This is a genomic window from Allobosea sp. BK604, from assembly GCF_004341515.1.
Lineage (GTDB): Bacteria > Pseudomonadota > Alphaproteobacteria > Rhizobiales > Beijerinckiaceae > Allobosea.
This window is the reverse complement of the sequence record NZ_SLZF01000001.1, coordinates 556,434-576,309: the sequence shown is the minus strand read 5'-3', so window position 1 is coordinate 576,309 and position 19,876 is coordinate 556,434. Positions and strand designations below refer to the sequence as shown.

The 19,876-nt window shown below is 65.6% G+C and carries 21 protein-coding genes and 2 tRNA genes; 8 read left to right on the top strand and 15 right to left on the bottom strand.

Annotated elements, in window-relative coordinates:
* Window positions 1–12: 12 nt before the first annotated feature.
* A complete protein-coding gene (gene ribB / locus EV560_RS02850; RefSeq protein WP_165923290.1) occupies window positions 13–1,290 on the top strand; it encodes a 3,4-dihydroxy-2-butanone-4-phosphate synthase in 1,278 nt (425 codons plus the stop codon).
* Window positions 1,291–1,420: 130 nt separating this feature from the next.
* Here the strand turns inward: ribB and EV560_RS02845 are convergent, their stop codons facing one another.
* Entirely contained in the window at window positions 1,421–2,350 is a 930-nt protein-coding gene (locus EV560_RS02845; RefSeq protein ID WP_131853782.1) for a histone deacetylase family protein, read from the bottom strand.
* Between the two features lie 245 nt (window positions 2,351–2,595).
* On the opposite strand from EV560_RS02845, the gene EV560_RS02840 reads away from it, so the two are divergent.
* Window positions 2,596–3,192, top strand: coding sequence for a L,D-transpeptidase (locus EV560_RS02840; RefSeq protein WP_131853780.1), 597 nt, complete (start codon window positions 2,596–2,598; stop codon window positions 3,190–3,192).
* A 60-nt stretch (window positions 3,193–3,252) separates the two neighbouring features.
* On the opposite strand, the gene EV560_RS02835 is transcribed toward EV560_RS02840, so the two are convergent.
* The 6 genes from EV560_RS02835 to EV560_RS02810 all read right to left on the bottom strand — a co-directional run bounded on the left by EV560_RS02835 (window position 3,253) and on the right by EV560_RS02810 (window position 9,177).
* Complete coding sequence (locus EV560_RS02835) at window positions 3,253–4,146, bottom strand: metallophosphoesterase (protein WP_131853778.1); 894 nt, start codon at window positions 4,144–4,146, stop codon at window positions 3,253–3,255.
* Window positions 4,147–4,179: 33 nt separating this feature from the next.
* A complete protein-coding gene (locus EV560_RS02830; RefSeq protein WP_131853776.1) occupies window positions 4,180–4,419 on the bottom strand; it encodes a hypothetical protein in 240 nt (79 codons plus the stop codon).
* Between the two features lie 181 nt (window positions 4,420–4,600).
* The gene (locus EV560_RS02825; protein WP_131853774.1) at window positions 4,601–5,977 is read right to left on the bottom strand and encodes an aspartate aminotransferase family protein; all 1,377 of its coding nucleotides are present in this window, start codon (window positions 5,975–5,977) and stop codon (window positions 4,601–4,603) included.
* A 341-nt stretch (window positions 5,978–6,318) separates the two neighbouring features.
* Window positions 6,319–7,785 carry an amidase family protein gene (locus EV560_RS02820; RefSeq protein ID WP_131853772.1) on the bottom strand — a complete coding sequence of 489 codons (1,467 nt, stop codon included), beginning with the start codon at window positions 7,783–7,785 and terminating at the stop codon, window positions 6,319–6,321.
* A 131-nt stretch (window positions 7,786–7,916) separates the two neighbouring features.
* The gene (locus tag EV560_RS02815; protein WP_131853770.1) at window positions 7,917–8,768 is read right to left on the bottom strand and encodes a patatin-like phospholipase family protein; all 852 of its coding nucleotides are present in this window, start codon (window positions 8,766–8,768) and stop codon (window positions 7,917–7,919) included.
* 7 nt (window positions 8,769–8,775) lie between these two features.
* Window positions 8,776–9,177, bottom strand: coding sequence for a MarR family winged helix-turn-helix transcriptional regulator (locus EV560_RS02810; protein ID WP_131854704.1), 402 nt, complete (start codon window positions 9,175–9,177; stop codon window positions 8,776–8,778).
* 213 nt (window positions 9,178–9,390) lie between these two features.
* On the opposite strand from EV560_RS02810, the gene EV560_RS02805 reads away from it, so the two are divergent.
* Window positions 9,391–11,022 (top strand): long-chain-fatty-acid--CoA ligase, encoded by a 1,632-nt coding sequence (locus EV560_RS02805; RefSeq protein WP_131853768.1) that lies wholly within the window; start codon window positions 9,391–9,393, stop codon window positions 11,020–11,022.
* 41 nt (window positions 11,023–11,063) lie between these two features.
* Here EV560_RS02805 and EV560_RS02800 read toward each other — a convergent pair whose 3' ends face one another.
* The 4 genes from EV560_RS02800 to EV560_RS02785 all read right to left on the bottom strand — a co-directional run bounded on the left by EV560_RS02800 (window position 11,064) and on the right by EV560_RS02785 (window position 15,394).
* A complete protein-coding gene (locus tag EV560_RS02800; protein WP_131853766.1) occupies window positions 11,064–11,411 on the bottom strand; it encodes a hypothetical protein in 348 nt (115 codons plus the stop codon).
* 70 nt (window positions 11,412–11,481) lie between these two features.
* A complete protein-coding gene (locus EV560_RS02795) occupies window positions 11,482–13,905 on the bottom strand; it encodes an arylsulfatase (RefSeq protein ID WP_131853765.1) in 2,424 nt (807 codons plus the stop codon).
* A 322-nt stretch (window positions 13,906–14,227) separates the two neighbouring features.
* On the bottom strand, window positions 14,228–14,878 hold the full coding sequence (locus EV560_RS02790) for a glutathione S-transferase family protein (RefSeq protein ID WP_131853764.1): 651 nt from the start codon (window positions 14,876–14,878) through the stop codon (window positions 14,228–14,230).
* Between the two features lie 150 nt (window positions 14,879–15,028).
* On the bottom strand, window positions 15,029–15,394 hold the full coding sequence (locus tag EV560_RS02785) for a VOC family protein (RefSeq protein ID WP_131853763.1): 366 nt from the start codon (window positions 15,392–15,394) through the stop codon (window positions 15,029–15,031).
* 112 nt (window positions 15,395–15,506) lie between these two features.
* Here EV560_RS02785 and EV560_RS02780 point away from each other — a divergent pair, with 112 nt between their 5' ends.
* A complete protein-coding gene (locus EV560_RS02780) occupies window positions 15,507–16,283 on the top strand; it encodes a DUF1499 domain-containing protein (protein ID WP_131853762.1) in 777 nt (258 codons plus the stop codon).
* A 98-nt stretch (window positions 16,284–16,381) separates the two neighbouring features.
* Here the strand turns inward: EV560_RS02780 and EV560_RS02775 are convergent, their stop codons facing one another.
* A complete protein-coding gene (locus EV560_RS02775) occupies window positions 16,382–17,305 on the bottom strand; it encodes an MBL fold metallo-hydrolase (RefSeq protein WP_131853761.1) in 924 nt (307 codons plus the stop codon).
* A gap of 158 nt (window positions 17,306–17,463) precedes the next feature.
* Between EV560_RS02775 and EV560_RS02770 the strand changes: the two genes are divergently transcribed.
* Window positions 17,464–18,090 carry a biotin transporter BioY gene (locus EV560_RS02770; protein ID WP_248311861.1) on the top strand — a complete coding sequence of 209 codons (627 nt, stop codon included), beginning with the start codon at window positions 17,464–17,466 and terminating at the stop codon, window positions 18,088–18,090.
* Between the two features lie 57 nt (window positions 18,091–18,147).
* Here EV560_RS02770 and EV560_RS35660 read toward each other — a convergent pair whose 3' ends face one another.
* Window positions 18,148–18,285: a hypothetical protein gene (locus tag EV560_RS35660; protein WP_165923289.1), complete on the bottom strand. Its 138-nt coding sequence runs from the start codon at window positions 18,283–18,285 to the stop codon at window positions 18,148–18,150.
* Between the two features lie 244 nt (window positions 18,286–18,529).
* On the opposite strand from EV560_RS35660, the gene EV560_RS02765 reads away from it, so the two are divergent.
* Entirely contained in the window at window positions 18,530–18,772 is a 243-nt protein-coding gene (locus EV560_RS02765; RefSeq protein WP_131853760.1) for a hypothetical protein, read from the top strand.
* A 21-nt stretch (window positions 18,773–18,793) separates the two neighbouring features.
* Here the strand turns inward: EV560_RS02765 and EV560_RS02760 are convergent.
* Window positions 18,794–18,870, bottom strand: a tRNA-Pro gene (locus tag EV560_RS02760).
* A 168-nt stretch (window positions 18,871–19,038) separates the two neighbouring features.
* Here EV560_RS02760 and EV560_RS02755 point away from each other — a divergent pair.
* Window positions 19,039–19,113: transfer RNA gene (locus EV560_RS02755), tRNA-Gln, on the top strand.
* 101 nt (window positions 19,114–19,214) lie between these two features.
* The gene (locus tag EV560_RS02750) at window positions 19,215–19,442 is read left to right on the top strand and encodes a PDDEXK family nuclease (RefSeq protein ID WP_131853759.1); all 228 of its coding nucleotides are present in this window, start codon (window positions 19,215–19,217) and stop codon (window positions 19,440–19,442) included.
* A 163-nt stretch (window positions 19,443–19,605) separates the two neighbouring features.
* On the opposite strand, the gene EV560_RS02745 is transcribed toward EV560_RS02750, so the two are convergent.
* Window positions 19,606–19,839: a hypothetical protein gene (locus EV560_RS02745; RefSeq protein WP_131853758.1), complete on the bottom strand. Its 234-nt coding sequence runs from the start codon at window positions 19,837–19,839 to the stop codon at window positions 19,606–19,608.
* Between the last annotated feature and the right edge of the window lie 37 nt (window positions 19,840–19,876).

Genomic DNA, 19,876 nt, shown 5'->3' with positions numbered 1-19,876 from the left:
TAGCTTGCCCGCATGAAGCTCGACACTTGGCTCCAGCAGCAGGGCATGGCCCGCAGCGCGTTTGCGCGAAAGGTGGGATTGTCTCCCGCCAGCGTCACCGCGCTGTGCAACGACCAGAGCGCCTGGATCTCGCGCGAAAGCGCCGAGCGCATCACCGCCGCGACCGGCGGCGCCGTCACCCCCAATGATTTCCTCGGCCTGCAAGGCCCGCGGGAGGCCACCATGTCCCAGAATGTCACCCAGGCCATCGACGCCTTCGCCCGCGGCGAGATCGTCATCGTGACCGATGACGACGACCGCGAGAACGAGGGCGATCTGATCATCGCCGCCTCGCTTTGCACGCCGGAGAAGATGGCCTTCATCATCCGCAACACCTGCGGCATCGTCTGTGCGCCGCTGACGGCGGACGAGGCGCGCCGCCTGCGGCTCGACCCGATGGTCTCCTCCAACGATGCACCGCTCGGCACCGCCTTCACCGTGACGGTCGATGTCAAGCACGGGCTGACCACCGGCATCTCGGCCGAGCAGCGCAACAATACGGTGCGCGCGCTCGCCAACGGCAATATGGGCGCGACCGATTTCGTGCGCCCCGGCCATGTCTTCCCACTGATCGCCAAGGATGGCGGCGTGCTGATGCGCTCGGGCCATACCGAGGCCGCGGTCGACCTGTGCAAGCTCGCCAGCCTGCCGCCGGTCGGCGTGATCTGCGAGCTCGCCAATGACGACGGCACGGTGATGAAGGGCGCGCAGATCACCGCCTTCGCGCAGAAGCACGGGCTGCAGCAGATCACGGTCGCCGAGCTGATCGCCTATCGCCAGGCGCGCGAGAAGCTGGTCGAGCGCGTGCATTCCTTCCCGGTGAAGACCGAGTTCGGCGAGATGACCGGCCATGTCTATGTCACGCCCTTCGAGGACACGCAGCATTTCGCCTTCGTGATGGGCAAGCTCGGCGACGGCGAGAAGGTGCCGGCCAGGCTGCATCGCGCCAATGTCGTGGCCGATGTGCTCGGTGGCGCGCAGACGATCCAATGCGCGCTCAAGCGGTTCCAGCAGGATGGGCGCGGCGTGCTGGTCTATCTGCGCGACGGTTCGGCCGGCGTGCCGCTCAAGAGCGTGGAAGAGGGCTCGGATGCGCTGCGCTCGCAGCAATGGCGCGAGGTCGGGCTCGGCGCGCAGATCCTGCGCGATCTCGGCGTCGTCTCGATCGTCAACCTCGCCGGCTCGTCGCGCTCCTATGTCGGCCTGAGCGGCTTCGGTATCGAGATCGCCGATACACAGCCGCTGGAGTAAGCCGCATCGTCATCGCGAGGACCCGGGCCTTGCCCTTGGCAAGCCGAGAACAGGCTCCGCGAAGCAGTCCGGAGGACCCGGCACCCGGTCCTCCTGGATTGCTTCGTCGCTCCGCTCCTCGCAATGACGGCTAGCCCCGCATCAGCGCGGTGACGTGGGCGGCGGCCGATTTCGACAGGCCTTCGAGATCGTAGCCGCCTTCCAGGATCGAGACGATCCGGCCCTTGGCGTGGCGGTCGGCGATCTCCATCAGCTTCTGCGTCGCCCAGGCATAGTCGGGCTCGACCAGGTTGAGATTGGCGAGTGGGTCGCGCCAATGCGCATCGAACCCGGCCGAGATGATGATCAGGTCCGGACGGAAATCCTCGAGCCGCGGCACCAGAGCGCTCTCGAAGGCTTCGCGGAAGACGTCCGAGCCATCGCCGGCGCGCAAGGGGGCGTTGACGATCGTGCCATGGGCGCCGCGCTCGGACGGGGCGCCAGTGCCGGGATAGAGCGGCATCTCATGGGTAGAGGCGTAGAGCACGCTGGCATCGTCCCAGAAGATCTGCTGCGTGCCGTTGCCGTGATGCACGTCCCAGTCGACGACCGCGACGCGCTCGACGCCATGCGCCTTCTGGGCGTGGCGGGCGGCGATGGCGGCGTTGTTGAAGAAGCAGAAACCCATGGCGCGCGTCGTCTCGGCATGGTGGCCGGGCGGGCGCATGGCGCAGAAGGCATTGTCCGCCTTGCCCTGCATGACCTCGTCGACGGCCTGGGCGGCGGCGCCGACGCCATGCAGCACCGCATCGAGCGTGCCGGGCGACATCAGCGTGTCCGAATCGAACTGGACGAGGCCGCTCGCCGGCGAGGCGGCGATGACGGCTTCGGCGAAATCCCCGGGGTGGCAGAGCGTGACGAGCTCAAGCGTGCCGCGCTCGGCGGTGCTGCGGGCGAGGCCGGCGAATCGCTCCCCTTCCAGGACCTGCTCGACGGCGCGGATGCGGTCGGCGCGCTCGGGATGTCCGGCCGGAGTCGCATGCTGAAGCGTGGACGGATGAGTGATCAGAAGCGTCGTCACGGGCCTGAACCTTTCTCGAAGCGGCGGTCATACCCGCATTCTGGGGCGGTGAAGCGTGGCGATATTGCCACTGTTGCGGCTTGAAAAGCCAAATTTCGTGACACCATCGGAACTTCGTTGCGCCATCTTTGTTTCGGGCCTAGAGCTGCGGCAAGGCTTGTACGTCATCGTATCGAGTGGCCGATACGGAACGTTAACTTCTCATTCATCATAAATACCGCTCTCGGGCGTGGGCTGGTGGAGATATGAAGCAAACTGCGATCGTGGCGCTGGCGCTCTCGGCTCTTCTGGGCGCCTGTCAATACAAGAGCGTGAATGCGCCTTCACTGTCGGCGCGCGATGCCGAATACATCGCGCTCGTGCCGAAATTCGATGTCGAGCTGACCCATCTCCCCTATGAGATCAGCGACCCGACCGGCCAGCCGCCGGGCACGATCGTCGTCGATACGAAGGGCAAGTACCTTTATTTCGTGCTGCCGAACAAGAAGGCGATCCGCTACGGCGTCGCGACCGGCGACGAGGCCTTCGGCTGGACCGGAGAGGCCGTGGTGCAGCGCAAGGCCGAGTGGCCGCGCTGGACTCCGCCGGCGGAGATGATCGCGCGCTGGCCGCATCTGGCGCCGCGCGCCGGTGGCATGGAGGGCGGCCCGGATAATCCGCTCGGCGCACGCGCGCTCTATCTCTACCAGAATGGCCACGACACGCTTTATCGCATCCACGGCACCAACGAGCCGGAGACGATCGGTCGCTCGGCTTCGTCGGGATGTATCCGGATGCGGAATATCGACGCGATCGACCTGTTCAACCGGGCCCCTGTCGGCACCAAGGTGATCGTGAGCTGAGGCGCTACGCCATTCGATATGGGAAGGCCCGGGCGACGCCCGGGCCTTTTCTTTTAGGTTTTAGCCCAGCTCGACGCAGACGATCTCGGGCGGGATGCCGAGCCTGACCGGCAGCTTGCTGGTGCCGATGCCGGCGGAGACGATCAGGTCGCGGCCGTTCTCGTGGACATGGCCATAGGCATAGCGGTTGCCATAGCGCGACGGCACGATCGGCGACCAGCCGAACAGGCGGACCTGTCCGCCATGGGTATGGCCGGAGAAGGTCAGCGCGACGCGCTCCGGCATATGGGCGAAAGCGTCCGGCTCATGCGCCATCATGATCACGGGGGCGCCGTCATCGGCAATCTGCGCCATGGTGCCGGCAAGGTCGGCGACGCCGCCCGGCAGGCCACGCACGCGTTTCAGGAAGGCGATCTGGTCACCGAGGCCGGCGATCCAGAGCGGGCCGGCGACGGTGTCGAGCCGCAATGCCCGGTTTTCCAGAACCTCGATTCCGGCCGCCTCCAGCGCGAGCCCGACCTGCGTCGGTCCCGAGCGGTTCTTCTGCGTCGGCGCGTCGTGCCACCAGTCGTGGTTGCCGAGCACGGCGTAGACGCCGCTCGGCGCGGTGAGCTTGCCGAGTTCCGCGGCCAGGGTCGGAATCGGAGGATCGGAGGCGATGCGGTCGCGGCTGGCGACGAAATCGCCGAGCAGCAGGATCAGGTCGGGCTCGAGCTTGTTCGTCGCCGCGACAATCTGGCTGACGCGCGCCAGCGGCACATGCGGCCCGCCGGCATGGAGATCGGAGATCACGGCGAGCCGGAGGCGGCGCCCCTGCGGCCAGCCGCGCGGCGTGAGCCGGTAACGGGTCAGCTGCTGATGGGTCGGTTCCCAGGCATAGGCATAGCTGCCCGTGCCGAAGCCGGCGAAAAAAAGACCGGCGAGAGCCTTCAGAACTCGTCGCCGGTCAAGCATTGGAGGGTCTCGAAGAAGTCGGAGTATCGTTAATCAGTCGTCGAAGCCGTTGCGAAGAATTGCCGGGACATTGTCCGGCTTTTTCTCCGCCGCCCGATCCTGAGCGGGAGTTGCACGCCTCGTTCCGGCGGCGACCGCCGGGAAGGCGATGGGGCGGAACCGGGATGTATAGGCATCCTTGGCCGCTGCATCGTGGAAACTCGCACTGCCTTGCGTCATCTGCTGACGCTCGTTGTGGGGGCGCATGGTTCCTGACTTCACTGGTTGCGACATGCCGACGGTTCCTGGGCCGCCGACGAAGGGAGTGTCACCTCCGATCGGGACGGTCAAACGGCGTGATCGTGATTTATTCGTGGCTTTTCAGACCTGTCGGGCAGGATGCCGCCTCGTCGGTTAAGCGTCCGTTAAGTGCGTCACACTTCTCCGGGCGGGAGAAACGCGACGCTCTGTCCGGTCAGATCAGCCCTTCCGCCTTGACCCAGTTGAGGGTCTTGGCGAGTGCGCGCTCGTAGCGGTCGAACATCTCGTCGATCTCCGCCTCGCTGATGATCAGCGGCGGGCAGAAGGCGACGCGGTCGCCGCCGAGCGGACGCACGATCAGGCCTTCCTCCTGGGCGAAGGCGCCGGACTTCAGCGCGACGCCCTTCTTGGCCTCGAACTGAGCCTTGGTCGCCTTGTCCTTGACGAACTCGATGCCGGCGATCAGGCCGACGCCGCGCGCCTCGCCGACGAGCGGGTGCTCGGCGAGCTTCTCGACGCGCTGCAGAAAGCGCGGGGCGACCTTGCGGACATGCTCGATGATGTTGTCGCGCTGGTAGATCTCCAGCGTCTTGACCGCGATGGCACAGCCGACCGGATGGCCGGCATAGGTGTTGCCGTGGCCGAAGGTGCCGATCTTGCGGCTCTGGTCGACCATGACCTCGTAGGTCGCCTCGTTGATCATCACGGCGCTGAGCGGGAAGTAAGCGGATGTGATCGCCTTGGCGCAGGAGAGCGTGTCCGCGTTCAGGCCGTAGGTCGTGGTGCCGAACATGTTGCCGGTGCGGCCGAACCCGGTGATGACCTCGTCGGCGATGAAGAGCACGTCGTATTTGGCGAGGACGGCGTTGATCTTTTCGAAATAGCCCTCGGGCGGGGTGATGGCGCCGCCGGCGCCCATGACCGGCTCGGCGATGAAGGCGGCGACCGTGTCGGGCCCCTCGCGCAGGATCATCTCCTCAAGCTCGGCGGCGAGCCGGGTCGAGAAGTCCTGCTCGCTCTCGCCGGGCTGGGCGAAGCGGTAGTGATGCGGGCAGGAGGTGTGCAGGATATTGGCGATCGGCAGGTCGAAATCGGTGTGGTTGGCCGGCAGGCCGGTCAGCGAGGCCGAGGCCACCGTGACGCCGTGATAGCCCTTCAGCCGCGAGATGATCTTCTTCTTCTGCGGGCGGCCGAGCGCGTTGTTGATGTACCAGACCAGCTTGATCTGGGTGTCGTTGGCGTCGGAGCCGGAGGCGCCGTAGAAGACCTTGGAGATCGGGACCGGAGCGATCTCCTTCAGCTTCTCGGCGAGCTCGATCGCCGGGTCATGGCTGCGGCCCGAGAAGATATGGGTGAAGGGCAGCTTGCGCAGCTGCTCGGTCGCGACCTCGACCAGCTCCTCGTTGGAATAGCCGAGCGAGGTGCACCACAGGCCAGCCATGCCCTCGATATAGTTCTTGCCGGTCGTATCGTAGACGAAGACGCCTTCGCCGCGCTCGAGGATCAGCGGGCCGACTTCGCGATGCGTCGCGAGGTTGGTGTAAGGGTGCACCAGCGTTTCGATATCGCGGACGGCAAGATTGGACAGCATGGCTCGGACCCCTGATCTTTATGCGGCGTTTATGCGAGCATAGCCCGCAGCCGGCGCAAGAGCTGAGCGATTTTCACGCAGATCGAGGCAGAGTCTGGCGCAGGGCGAGGGCGTTCCAGTTTTTTCAAGCTCTCAGATCGGTGCTTGCAAGGTGCGCGGCTACTTGGTCCTGGTCTGGAAGCTCAAAGGCGCGAATGCAGACGTCGTCGAGCTCGTAGCGGACCTGTCCGCAGTTGCAGCCAGCGGACAATTTCATGGTGAGCTCGCATGTTCCGGGTTTCGCGGGGGATGGCAGACCAACGGTGCCTGTTACGGGGTGGTTTCGGAGAAAGACCTGACGACTATGCGCGGGTGATTGGCGGCGCCTGGAAGCCGCCGCCAGCCTCTGTGATCCATCCGCCAATCGCTGCTGCCAGCAAATCCTCGCCGATGGCCGTGATAACCTGCACGCCTAGCGGCAGCCCTGCGGCTGACAGCGTAACCGGCGCACTCAGCGCCGGCAGGTCGGCGCCGGTGGCGAGCGAGGCCCAGATCAGAAAGTCGAGATAGGGGCGCTTGTCGCCGTTCACGTCGAGGCGGCGAGCGTGGATATCGGGCGAATGATCATGCGGGATCGCTCCGACCGGAGCGGGTGGGCAGAGCACGGCATCGTAGCGCTCGAAGAAGCGAGCCCATTGCCGCTTCAGCGCGGCGCGACGCTGCGAGACCTGATGGTACTGGCTCGGCGTCATGCTGGCGCCGCGGGCCTGCAGGGCTTGGTGCGAGAGGTCGTTCGGGCTGAACCCACGCGCCGGAGCCTGGATGGGGGCACGGACCTTGGGCGGCAGGCAGTAGGCGACGACGGCATGGTTCAGCAGTGCGTAGACCTCGAAGGCATCGGCGAAGCGGATTGCCGGGCGCGCCGTCTCGTCGATGATCGCACCTTGCTCGGCCAGACGTCTGGCAGCGTCGCGGACCGCGCTCGAGACCTCGCTATCGGTCGGCGCGAACGGGTCCTCGGCCCAGAGCGCGACGCGCAGGCCCCTCGCATCCGCCCGGCGAGGGGCCGCCAATCTCGCGCCGACAATCGCAGCGTCACGCGGGCCGGCGAGCACTGGCAGGACTAGCGCCAGATCCTCTGCCGTGCGGGTGATCGGACCAGCGACCAAGAGGTCGGGATTGCGTGGCGGGCGGCGCTCGGGCGGTGGCGGGATCAGCCCCCAGGTCGAGACAAGGCCCCAACTCGTCTTCAGGCCAAAGACGCCGGTTGAATGGGCCGGCCAGCGCATCGAGCCGCCGAGATCCGAGCCGAGCTCGAAAGCGCTCATCCCGCTCGCGACGGCGACTGCAGCGCCGCCCGAGGAGCCGCCAGGCGAAAAGGCGAGGTTCCAGGGATTTCCTGTCACGCCATGGGCAGGATTGTAGCTTTGGAAATCGCCGGAGAAGACCGGGACATTGCTCTTGCCGATGATGACGACACCGGCGGCGCGCAGCCTTGCGACGGCCGTGGCATCCTCGGCGGGGATACGCTCCTTGTAGGCCGGCAATCCGCCGGAGGAGGGCAGGCCGGCGACGTCGAATGCGTCCTTGATGGAGATCGGCAGGCCTTCAAGCGGGCGTGCCGTGCCGGCGGCGAGGCGCCGGTCAGATTCCGCCGCCATCGCGCGGGCTGCCGCGCGATCCTGCGTGACGATCGCGTTCAGTCCGGGGTTGAGCGCATCGATGCGAGCGAAGCTGGCTTCGAGCAGGTCGCTCGCGCTGAAACGGCGGGCGAGCAGGGCCTGACGGAGTGCGGTCGCGGAGGCGGTGAGGTCGATCGGCGAGGCCATGGACGGATCCGGGCTGATGAGAGTCCAGCCTAAAGCATCTCCGCGTTTCCCCGAAACGCGAAAATTCTCTATGTCCTTGTTTCAACGCATTTTCTTTACGCGAACCGGTATCCACTTCGCTCGAAAATGCCTTAGACCGCGCGGGCCTTCGCCTCCAAGCTACGCAGGAAGGCCTCGCCATCGCGGATGCCGAGCTCATAGGCGAAGCGGATGCCCTCGGGATTGCGGATGGTGAACTGGCTGACCGGGATCACCTGCGACGGGCTGACATAAGTCCGGTTGGCGATCTGCGGCACGGCACTGACGGGGCGTGTGAGCAGGACGAGCGTCGGCTCGCCGGCCGCCTCCATGTCGGCGAGCGCCCAGGCCGGAGCATTGTCGACGAGGCCGCCATCGAGCGCGGCACGCTGACCGACGAGCCCAGCCGGCATGAAGGGTGGCACGGAGGCGCTTGCCATCAGGGCGGCGATGAGGTCGTCCGGCGCGGCGCAATTCTCCAGTCGGATCAGGTCGGGCTTGAAGCCGAGGCGTCGGCCCGCCGTGGCATGGACCGGCTTGCGCAGGCGCTTTTCAAGCTGATAGGCGCCGATGCCGAGCAAGGCTGCGACGGGCAGGGGCCAGAAGCGTGGCGGGCGCGAGATCGCGACGCGGAAATCCGCCTGTGCCTGCAGCGTAGCCAACCGTTCTCGCGTGAAGAGGTCGGTCAGCATGAGATGGTACATGTCGCCGACCGGAAAGAGCCGCCCGCCCTGGCGGAAGCCGGCCCAATCCATTTCCGAGCTGCGGCCGAGGCAGGCCTCGCAGACACGCTCGCGCACATAATGGCCAAGGCCGAGCGCGGTGTAGAGCATGGCGAGCGCGCCGGCGCTGGCGCCGACGACGCGTTTCGGCTTGAGATCAAGGCGCGGTGCCACGGTCTCATAGAAGCCGCCCTGCCAATAGCAGCGGTTTCCGCCGCCCGCGAAGACGAGACCCGCATACATGCCGGGATTATTGCGGGTCGGCGGCGCGGGCGAGATCGCGCCAAGCGAGGACGAGCCGGTCGAGCTCGGCGAGGTCGGTTGCCGGCAGCTTGCCGAGCGTCGTCGCGACATAGTCGCGCTGGGTCGCGATGCCGGCTTCGGCCAGGCGACGGCCCTCGCTCGTCAGATGCATCGCATAGGAGCGGCGGTCGCCGGCAATGGCGCGGCGCTCGACCAGGCCGGCCTGCACCAGCCGGTCGACCAGGCCGGAGACGTTGCCCTTGGTGACATAGAGCCGCTCGGCCAGCTCGCTCTGGCTGATGCCTTCGCGTTCGGTCAGGGTCGAGAGCAGGTCGAATTGCGGGATCGAGAGGCCGAGTGCGCGGATGCGCGCGGTCATCTGCGCGAGCATGCGCTGATGCAATCGCATGAAGCGGAACCAGACGCGGTCCGGATCGGCAGGCTCGATGCGAGGAGCGGCGTTGGTCGCGGACACGGAGCTGGCTCTCGAACGGGATCGGTTCTTATGTAAACCATCTCGCGGTCGCACGCGAGCTTTTCGTAACGTCCGCCCAATGGCGCATGTCCCTGTGCGGCGAGCCGGCTATGCTCAGGCAATAACGATAAGCCTGGGAGAAAACGCATGCTCGGCTTGATGCAGGACTGGCCCCTGCTGCTGCACCGGATCATCGACCACGCCGCCGTGCAGCATGGAAACCGAGAGGTGGTCAGCCGGGCGGTGGAGGACGGCTCGCTCAGGCGCTCGACCTATGCCGAGATCCGCAAGCGCACGTTGCAGCTCGCCAGGCGGCTGCAGAGGGAGGGGATGCGGCCGGGCGACCGGCTGGCGACCCTGGCATGGAACACCGAGCGCCATCTCGAGCTCTGGTACGGTATCGGCGGCATCGGCGCGATCACCCACACCGTCAATCCGCGGTTATTCCCGGAGCAGATCGCCTGGATCATCAATCATGCCGAGGACCGGCTGCTCTTCCTCGACCTGACCTTCGTGCCGCTGATGGAAGGCCTGCAGGACAGGCTGCCGAGCATCGAGCGCTATGTCGTGCTCACCGACGCCGCGCACATGCCCGAGACATCGTTGAAGCGGGCGGTGGCCTATGAGGACTGGCTCGCCGAGGCGGATGCGGATTTCGCCTGGCCGAAGCTCGACGAGAACACAGCCTGCGGGCTCTGCTACACCTCAGGCACGACCGGCAGCCCGAAGGGCGTGCTGTACTCCCATCGCTCCAACGTGCTGCATGCGATGGCCGCGGCCCAGCCCGATTTCATGAACCTGTCCTCGCGCGACAGCGTCATGCCGGTCGTGCCGCTATTCCACGCCAATAGCTGGTCGCTGGCCTATTCGGTGCCGATGACCGGGGGCAAGCTGGTCTTGCCCGGCGCGAGGCTCGACGGGCCGTCGCTGCTCTCCCTGCTCGAGGGCGAGGGCGTCACCATGACCGCGGCGGTGCCGACGGTCTGGCTCGGATTGCTGCAGCATCTGGAAGCGACGGGCGCAAGGCTCTCGACCCTGAAGCGCGTCGTCATCGGCGGGTCGGCCTGCCCGCGGGCGATGACCGAGGCTTTCGAGCGCAAATATGGCGTCACGGTCGCCCATGCCTGGGGCATGACCGAAATGAGCCCGCTCGGTTCGTTCTGCTCGGTGAAGCCGACCTACGCCCATCTCGGCGGCGAGGACCTGCTCGACCTCAAGATGAAGCAGGGTCACCCGTTCTTCGGCGTCGAGTTCCGGCTGACCGATGATGCGGGCGAGGACCTGCCCTGGGATGGCAAGACTTTCGGCCGCCTCAAGGTGCGGGGGCCGGCCGTGACGAAGGCCTATTTCCGCCGTGAGAACGAGACCATCCTCGACGAGAACGGCTTCTTCGACACCGGCGATGTCGGCACGATCGATCCGGCCGGCTACATGCTGATCACCGATCGCTCGAAGGATGTGATCAAGTCGGGTGGGGAATGGATCTCCTCGATCGAGCTGGAGAATCTCGCGGTCGGCCATCCCGACGTGGCGGAGGCGGCGGTGATCGGCGTCGCGCATCCGAAATGGGACGAGCGGCCGCTCTTGGTGATCGTGCCCAAGTCCGGACGCCGGCCCGATCGCGACGAGCTGCTCGCCTTCATGACCGGGAAGGTCGCGAAATGGTGGCTGCCGGACGATGTCGTCCTGGTCGAGGCGATCCCGCATACCGCGACCGGCAAGATCCAGAAGACGGCGCTGCGCGAGCAGTTCAAGGATTACCGGCTGCCGACGGCTTAGCTCCGATCCGTCCAAGAGGCGGGGGCACCGGCGCGCGCAGTCTATTTCGACGGCCTTCGCATTGCCCCGCAACCCAACAGCGCCGACAGGACCACGTGTAGGACGACCGCAGGCCACAGAAGGAGACCGGTCGAGCCGCCGGAATAGCCGAGGTAAGCAAGATAGGCCGCGATGGCTGTGCTGTAGCCGAGCATGCCGACCAACGGGGGGCCTGGCCAGCAGGCAATTCCCAGCGCGATCAGGGCGATTCCTGTCACGCGCGCGACCATCATGGCGATCCCGTCGGGTTCCTGACCGAGCAACAGCAATGCGACGGAGGACGGCACCAAGAGCAGCGCCAGCCCCATCGCGATTTCGCCGATCGCGGCAACAATCAGCACTTTCTTCATTGCGGCGAGGACATCTGATCTTTGCGCCCTTGCGTTCTGTTTGCTGGCGGCAGCTGCGGTCGCGCCTCCCTCATTGCGGCGGCACGAGCTTGAAGGTCAGCTTGTTGATTTCGCCGGTGAACCTGAACGGGACGTCGTAGCGATGCTCCAACAGCGCGACCCCGGTGCGGGTGTCTTGGCCGATGTCGAAGCTTTCATCCTCAGGGAAGCCGACGGGGGTGGTATGCTCCAGGGAATTGCTGGCGACCTGCTTGCCGTCCACGGACAGCACGCCCGTGCCTCCCTTGCCCAGGCCCGGGCCATCGGATTTGAAGTCGAAGACGATGGTATGCTTGCCCGGAGCCAGCTCGGGCCCTTCCCAGATCGTGCGCTTGAGGTCGAGCAGGTTGTACAGGAACACCGGCTTGCCCCGGCCGAAGCCGAATTCGCCTTTGCTGAGGAAGAGCGCATAGCCACCGAAGCGGCCGCCATCGGTGACGATCATGCCTTCGGCGCCGCCATCGGGCACGGTGACCTCGGCGGTGATCGTGTAGGATTTGTTCAAGGTGCTGGGGGAGCCACTATTGGGCACGCCGGTCAGCCTTCCAGTATAGGTGAACTCCGTTCGTCCCGCGGTCAGGCTCGGGCGGGGCGTGATGAAGCGGGCGAGCGTCGAATTGTCGAGCGGCAGCACGTCATGTTTTTGCGCTTCGGAGTAAAAGAGATCCTGTAATTGCTTCAGCCTCTCCGGCTGCTGGGAGGCCAGGTCATTGGACTGGGTCGGGTCCGCAGCGACATTATAGAGTTCCCAGTTGTAACCGGTAATCACGTCGGGCGGCGTGCCGGTGGCCGGTGCCCAGGGCAGGTTCGCGGGCGTCGTCGCCGCGACCCATCCGTCATGATAAATGGCGCGATTGCCGAGCATCTCGAAATACTGCGTGGTGCGCCGGCTCGGCGCGTCGGCGCTGGCCTTGTCCCATGTGTATGCCATGCTCACGCCATCGATGGGCCGCTGCCTGATGCCGTCGATCGCCTCCGGCCACGGGATGCCGGCTGCGTCGAGGATCGTCGGCGCGATATCGATCACATGATGGAACTGGCGGCGAATGCCGCCCACGTCATTGATATGGCCGGGCCACGACATGGCCACGCCCTGGGCGGTGCCGCCGAAATGGGACGCCACCTGCTTGACCCATTTGAACGGCGTGCTCATCGCCCAGGCCCAGCCGGCCGAGAAATGCGGAAAGGTCCGCTCCGATCCCCAGAACGGGTACCAGAGGAACTGGTCCTTCACGGGCACCTGAACGCCATTGAAGTAGGTGAGCTCGTTCGGCGTGCCGTTGATCATGCCCTCGGCACTCGGGCCGTTGTCGCCGCTGATATAGATGATCAAGGTATTGTCGCGTTCGCCGAGGTCTTCGACGGCTTGAATGACGCGGCCGATCTCATTGTCGGTGTAAGCCAGATAGGCGCCATAGACGTCCATCTGTTTGGTGAAGAGCCTTTTTTCTTCCCAGCCGAGCGAATCCCATTCCGGCAATTCCTTCGGCCATGGTGTCAGCCTGGCGTCGGCCGGCATGATGCCGAGCCGCTTCTGGTTCGCGAATATGGTCTCGCGCAGCTTGTTCCAGCCGTCGTCGAAGAGCCGCATGTCACTGATCTTCTTGATCCAGTCCGGCGTAGGATGATGCGGGGCGTGGGTGCCGCCCGGGACGTAGTAGACGAGGAACGGCTTTTCAGGCGCGACGGCCTTGAGGTCCCGCATGTACTGAATGGCCTCGTCGGCCATGGACGTCGTCAGGTTCCAGCCCGTCTTGCCCTCGAAAGGATAGATCGCGGTGGTGTTGCGGTAGAGGTTCGGTTGCCACTGGCTGGCGTCACCACCGACGAAGCCATAGAAATACTCGAAGCCCAGGCCATTCGGCCATTGATCGAACGGTCCGGCCCGGGTCGCCTGATAGAAGGGCGTGTTGTGGTTCTTGCCGAACCACGAGGTCGCGTAGCCGTTCTCCTTCAGGATCGCGCCGATGGTGCCATTCTCCTTGCGGATGATCGAGTTGTAGCCGGGAAAGCCGGTTGCTGCTTCGCCGACTACGCCGAAGCCCGCAACGTGATGGTTGCGGCCGGTGATCAGCGCCGCACGCGTCGGCGAGCACAGCGCGGTCGAGTGGAAATTCGTGTAGCGCAATCCGCTATTCGCAATTCGATCGAGCGCCGGCGTCGGCACGACGCCGCCGAACGTGCTCGGCGCGCCGAAGCCGACATCGTCGGTCATGATCAGCAGGACGTTGGGCGCTCCTTTCGGCGGCACGACGCGCGGTGCCCACCACGCGCGCGAGTCGGATGCTTTCTGATTGATCACTCCGCCGAATGCCGGATCGGGCGGGGGGAGTTGCTTGCCCGTCAGTGTGGCCGTGGCTCCGGGCGAGCCCGGAACCTGCTGGCCGCCTGCCGAGACGCTGGTCAAGGTAAGAAGAGCCGTCGCCGCAAGGAAGCCGAAACCGAACTTTGCCATGTGGAGCCCCCCGTCGGACCGAATAGCTGGTCGATTGCAGCTTGGCGAAAGCGTATTGCGGCAGTACGCGCCCGAACCCGATAGTGGTCAAGCAGGAGGCTTCAATGGAATTGGCGGCTTGGCCTACGTAATGGATATTCCCACGTGCTTGTGGCCCCGCACCTCATCGCGGAATTCCCGGATCGGAAAGGAGGAATGTCAGCAATGTGGAGGCGGGCGGAAGTTTATCTGGGCAGTCTGGGGTGCCGGCACTTAATTTGGGTCGAGCGCGCGCACAAGCGCCAGGCGTCAAGCCGGCTGATGAGCCCTGAGCAAGCCTCTATCAGTTGGCAGAAGCCGCGGTGAAGACTGCCAATTGAGCGTCGAAGGCGCGCTTATAGGCGGGCCGTGCTTCGCCACGCGCAACATAGTCCGGCAGGTTCGGGTACTCCTCGAGGATGCCTGATCCGTTCAACCTGCGCAGCACCGTCACCATGAGGAGGTCACCGGCGCTGAACGCTCCGTCGAGCCAGTCGGCACCGCCAAGGTGGCTGGAAAGGTCGGCCAGCCGCTTGCGGATGCCGTTTTCCAGAGCATGAAGGCGCTGCTCGTACCAGGGCTCGTTCCGCTCGAGAATCGTCGCGAGGGCGCGGTCGAAAATCGGCGGTTCCACCGTGTTGAGCGCCGCGAACATCCAGGTGATCGCGCGCGCCCGGCCATTCGCATCGCCCGGCAGCAGGCCGGCATGGCGCTCGGCGATATGGAACACGATCGCCCCCGACTCGAACAGGGCGAGATCGCCTTCCTCATAGGTCGGAATCTGCCCGAAAGGATGCAGCGCGAGATGTTCTGGCTGCTTCATCGCTTTGAACGAGACAAGCCGCACGTCATAGGGTTGGCCGACTTCCTCGAGCGCCCAGCGCACGCGCATGTCACGCGCCAGCCCCCTGCCGCGATCGGGGGATCGTTCAAAGGCGGTGATGGTGATCGTCATGGCAACGCTCCGGATCGGGGACACGGTGACCCGCAAGGGAGTCATTTGGCAACAAGCGAGCGATCGTTGCGGAAGCCGGGGCAGCTCACGCAAAGATCCGGTCGATCCCGGCGATCGCCTGATCGGCTGAACACTGTGCGGATGCGCAGCCTAGGCGAATGCCTGCGGCCCTTTCTCGATCACGCAGAAGCTGTTCCCATCGGGATCGCGCAGCACCACGTAATCGGCGCCTGGTGGATAGCGCCATTCGGCCCGGCGGGCGCCGAGCCCGATCAGGCGTTCGACCTCGCGCTCGCGGTCTTCAGCATAGAGGTCGAGATGGTGGCGCTGATGGTCCTCGGCTTCGGAGGAAACCTGGGTGATCGCCATTTGCGGGCCGGGCCCGTGTTTCGGCACAAGAATGGCCCAGTCGGGCGAGGGCGCGCGCAGCGGCTGATAATCCAGCGCGCCGCACCAGAAGTGGATGGCTTGCGGCACGTCGCGGACGCCCCAGACGATCGATCCAATTCTCAACATTCCCGAGCCTCCCTCTCCGCAGCGTCGCTCCGACAACGCAAAAGCGGGGCGGCAGGTCGCTTCGCATCAGCGAATGCTTGCCTTCCGCTTCAGCCTCCGCCACCTAATTGCCATGCACCGCCGTCTCGTCTTCGAGGAGCCGATCTCGCGCGCCGCGCTCTGGAGCCGGCGGCTGGTCTGGTTCGCGATCACGGTCGTGCTGCTCGCCCTGCTGATCTTCCGGCTGGGCGAGCCATCGCTGCAAGGCCTGACACCGATCGCCGGAGCCTATGGGCTCGTGCTGCTGGCGCTGCTGATGGCGGTGCTCGCCTTCATGCGGATCTGGCAGGCCGGACATCGCGGCGTCGGCATGGCGGCGCAGGCCTTCGTGCTGGCGCTGATCATGCTGGCGCCGGTCGCCTATGGCGGTTTCAAATACGCGACCTTGCCGGCCCTCACGGATATCTCGACCGATATCGACGACCCACCGGCCTTCAGCCGCTCCAGCGCCGCTCTCAGCGCCCGCACTGGCCGCGTGCCGCCGGACGTCCCGGCCGAGCAGCGGCGGCTGCAGCGCCAGGCCTATCCGAAGGCGTTGCCGATCGTGCTGGAGGTGCCGGCCGAGATCGCCTTCGACATCGCCCGCAAGGCGGCGGTCGCGATGGGCTGGCAGGTGCTCGAAGCGTCGCGGCCGGGCGGGCGCAGCGGGGCGGGACGGATCGAGGCCGTGGCACGCAGCCGCGTGCTGCGCCTCGCCGACGACATCACCATAAGGGTGCGCCCGCGTGCCGATGGTAGCCGCATCGACATCCGTTCGGCCTCGCGGATCGGCTGGCACGATCTCGGCATGAACGCGGCGCGGATCGCCGCCTTCGCCGCCGAGGTCGAGCAGCTCAACGACGAGCGCTAGAGTATTTGCGCGCTTCACCGAAGCGCGGAAATACTCTATCCCTTTGTTTTAACGCATTTTCTTCACGCGAACCGGCATCCACTTCGCTCGAAAATGCTCTAAAGCGCTCGGGCGAGGCGGTAGCGGCTGTCCAGCATGGGCATCGGCTCGTCGCAGAGGACGAGGCCGCGCGCGACGAGATCTTCGAGCTGGGCCAGCACGGAGAGCGAGGCGGCGCCATGCAGCGTCGCCGGCAGGCCCTGGTAGATCGGCGGCACCATCTCGGCGATGCGCTCGTCGCCCGCCTTGAGGCGGCTGAGGATCGCGGCCTCGCGCTGGCGGCGATGCTGGACGAGCCCGCGCAGGAAGCGCTGCGGCTCCTTCACCGGCCCGCCATGGCCCGGCCAGTAGATCTCGTGCTCCATGCCGCGCAGCTTCTCGATCGAGGCCATGAACTCGACCATCGAGCCGTCCGGCGGGGCGATGACGCTGGTCGACCAGGCCATGACATGGTCGGCCGAGAACAGGCTCCGCTCTTCCGCGAGCGCGAAGGCGAGATGGTTGGCGGTGTGGCCGGGCGTCTCGACGGCGCTCAGGGTCCAGCCGGGGCCGGTGATCGTGTCACCCTCGTGCATGGCAAGCTCGGGCGCATAGTCGCGGTCAGCGGCGCCTTCGAGCGGGTTGATCTCACCGAGCGCCAGCTCGCGCGCGGCGCGATGCGGCAGGCAACCGGCGACGATCCCGCCGGTCGCGGCCTTCAGCGCCGGCACGCCGGGCGAATGGTCGCGATGGGTGTGGCTGACCAGGATATGGCTGACGGTCTCACCGTCGAGCGCGCGCAGCAGGCGTTCGAGATGGGCGGGATCGGCCGGGCCGGGATCGAGCACAGCCACCGTGCCACGGCCGATGATATAGGTGCAGGTGCCGGTGAAGGTCATCGGCCCGCTATTGCCGGCGATGATGCGGCGGACCAGCGGGCTCAGCTCGGCCACTTCGCCGGCGGGCGTGGTGGCGGTGCGGTCGAATTCGATCTCGTCGCTCATGCGGCCTCTCTGCTCAGCCTGCCCGTTCGCGCACGGTTGCTCGGCTTGTGGGGCTTTGCCGCATTTCCTATAGACAGGGAAGCCGGCTGCGAGATGCAGGCGCCAGAGCATGCCGCCGAAATCATGCTCCTGCTTCAAAATGCAACAGGATGACACCAATGGCCGATATGCTTCCCCTCACAGCTCCGACCCTGGTCAATGCAGTGCTTCCGGGCGTGTCCGGCCGCCGCGCCGAGATCGCGCGCAATGTCGCGCTCGCCGTCGCCGGCAGCCTGCTGCTCGTGCTCGCCGCCAAGGTCAAGGTGCCATTCTGGCCGGTGCCGATCACCCTGCAGACGCTCGCCGTACTCGGCCTCGGCGCCGCCTATGGCCGCCGCCTCGGCGCGGCTACCGTCGCGCTCTATGTCGCCTATGGCCTTGCCGGCCTGCCGGTCTTCACCAACACGCCCCCGGCTGCTGCCGGCCTGACCTATCTCGTCGGCCCGACCGGCGGCTTCCTCGCCGGTTTCGTCGCGGCGGCCTATGTCGCCGGCTGGGCGGCCGAGCGCGGTGCCTCGGTCGCGCGCCTGATCGCCGGCATGATCACGGCGGAAGCGCTCATCCTCGGGCTCGGCTTCGCCTGGCTGGCGCTGGGCGCGCAAATGGCTGGTGGTGCCACCGGCGTCGGCTTCGCCAAGGCCTTCCAGTTCGGCGTGCAGCCCTTCCTGCTGGGTGATCTGATCAAGCTGGCGCTGGCGACGAGCCTGGTCGGCGCGAGCTGGACGCTGCTGCGCCGCCGCGGCTGAGCCTTCCTGCCGTTGAAGACGAAAAAGCCGGGGCATGCCCCGGCTTTTTCTTTGGGCTCAGCCCTGCGGACTGCTGTCGGAGCAGCTTTTCAGCGAATCGATCAGCGTGAACTTCACCGGGTCGCCGCATTTGTCGCAGCCCGCCAGCAGGGCCGTGATCGCGAGAATCCCGGCTATCCGAATCAAACGCTTCATCGCTGGCACCGTCCATGACTGCAGTGAGGGCATCTTGGGCCGCGGCGCGCCGGATGTCGATTCGCGCCAGGTTGCTGCCGCATCTGGTGGCAAGCGCCGCGCCGGCGGAAGCAAGTCGGGGCAGCCGACGACGAATTGTGATATGGTGCACTGAGCCGCTGGAACGAGCCGCCTACGGATGGGGGGCGGTGGATCAATCCTCGCGATGCCGCGTTCGGTTGTCGATGAACGTGAGGAGGGATCATTGGCTGAAGGTCCGATCTCATCCAGCGTGATGGTCTGGGCCGTGCTCGTCACGGCCTTCGCAATGCCTTGCCTGGCGCTTGGAGCGATGTTCTGGCGCGCCAGCCATAATGCGACAGGAGGCAGGGCAGTCCGGCCGCTGCGCCTGAGCGCCAAATATCGCTTTCCCCTGCACAAGCCGGGCAATGGCGGGCCGCGGGCCGCGCCGAAGCAGCGCCCCGATCTCAAACGCTCGAAATCCTGAAGGATTTATCTCGGGAAATTTTGGTCGGAGTGGCAGGATTTGAACCTGCGACCCCCACGTCCCGAACGTGGTGCGCTACCAGACTGCGCTACACTCCGATCAACTGGTGGCGGGCTTATAGCCAGCGCCGCGCCAAGGTGCAACAGCATCGAGCCCCCGATCTGTGGAAATTTGACGAAGAGATGTCAGAGGGCGCCGAGCCCTGTGGGAAGCCCGCGACGCCAGTTGCGCCGCGCGCCGCCGCATTCTAGAAGGCAGCGGCGCATTGGGGCGTCGCCAAGTGGTAAGGCAGCGGTTTTTGGTACCGCCATTCCCAGGTTCGAATCCTGGCGCCCCAGCCAATGCGTTTTATTCCAAAAACTAGTAATTTCAATAATTTGTATGATTCGCCCAACGGCGTGACAGGTCCGCAGGTCTGCGCTGCCGTGAGCAGGTTGAGGTCATGGATGACGGTTCTAGCCATCCTGCGACGTTGACTGAAAAGGGACAGCTACCGCGTGCCTGCACTTCCAGCTTTGGCGTCTGGTGGGCGATGTTCTGTCTCGGCGGGAAAAACTGGGACCGGGAACGGCAATTCCGCCTGCTCAACGAAGCCCTTTTGACGGGCCGCGTTGATGCAGGTGGAGAACATTCGTCTGGCAGACTGTTCGCCGGTATCTGGGAAGAGTGAGAAACGCCACAGGGGCGAAAACGGCCCCGACAAGCAGAGAGTCCGTGCCTCGTCGGTCTGTCGGCGCAGAGTGACCCCATAATAGCTGTCACAGCCGGCGAGAACCGCTGCAAGGGCAAGCGCAACTGTCTTCGCTGATTTCAACTGCGTGGGGTCAACGTCTTCAGCGGCACGCGATGAAGGCGCTTGCCTTCTGCTCAGCGAGATCGGCCGGGTCGCGTTTCTCTCCAAGTGCGCCTACCTCGTAGTTGATCTGCTTGGCGTCCAGGAAACTTGCTGCGAGGGCTCCCTTCACAGCGAAGTTCACATTCTGCGGGAGGTCGCCTTGGGCCTCGGCAATCTTGATCGCGTCGAGCTTTGCACTCACCTCACCGACCACGTTGCCCGAATAGTCCACCAGCGGTCCACCTTAGTTTCCAGCCTGAACCGGTGCG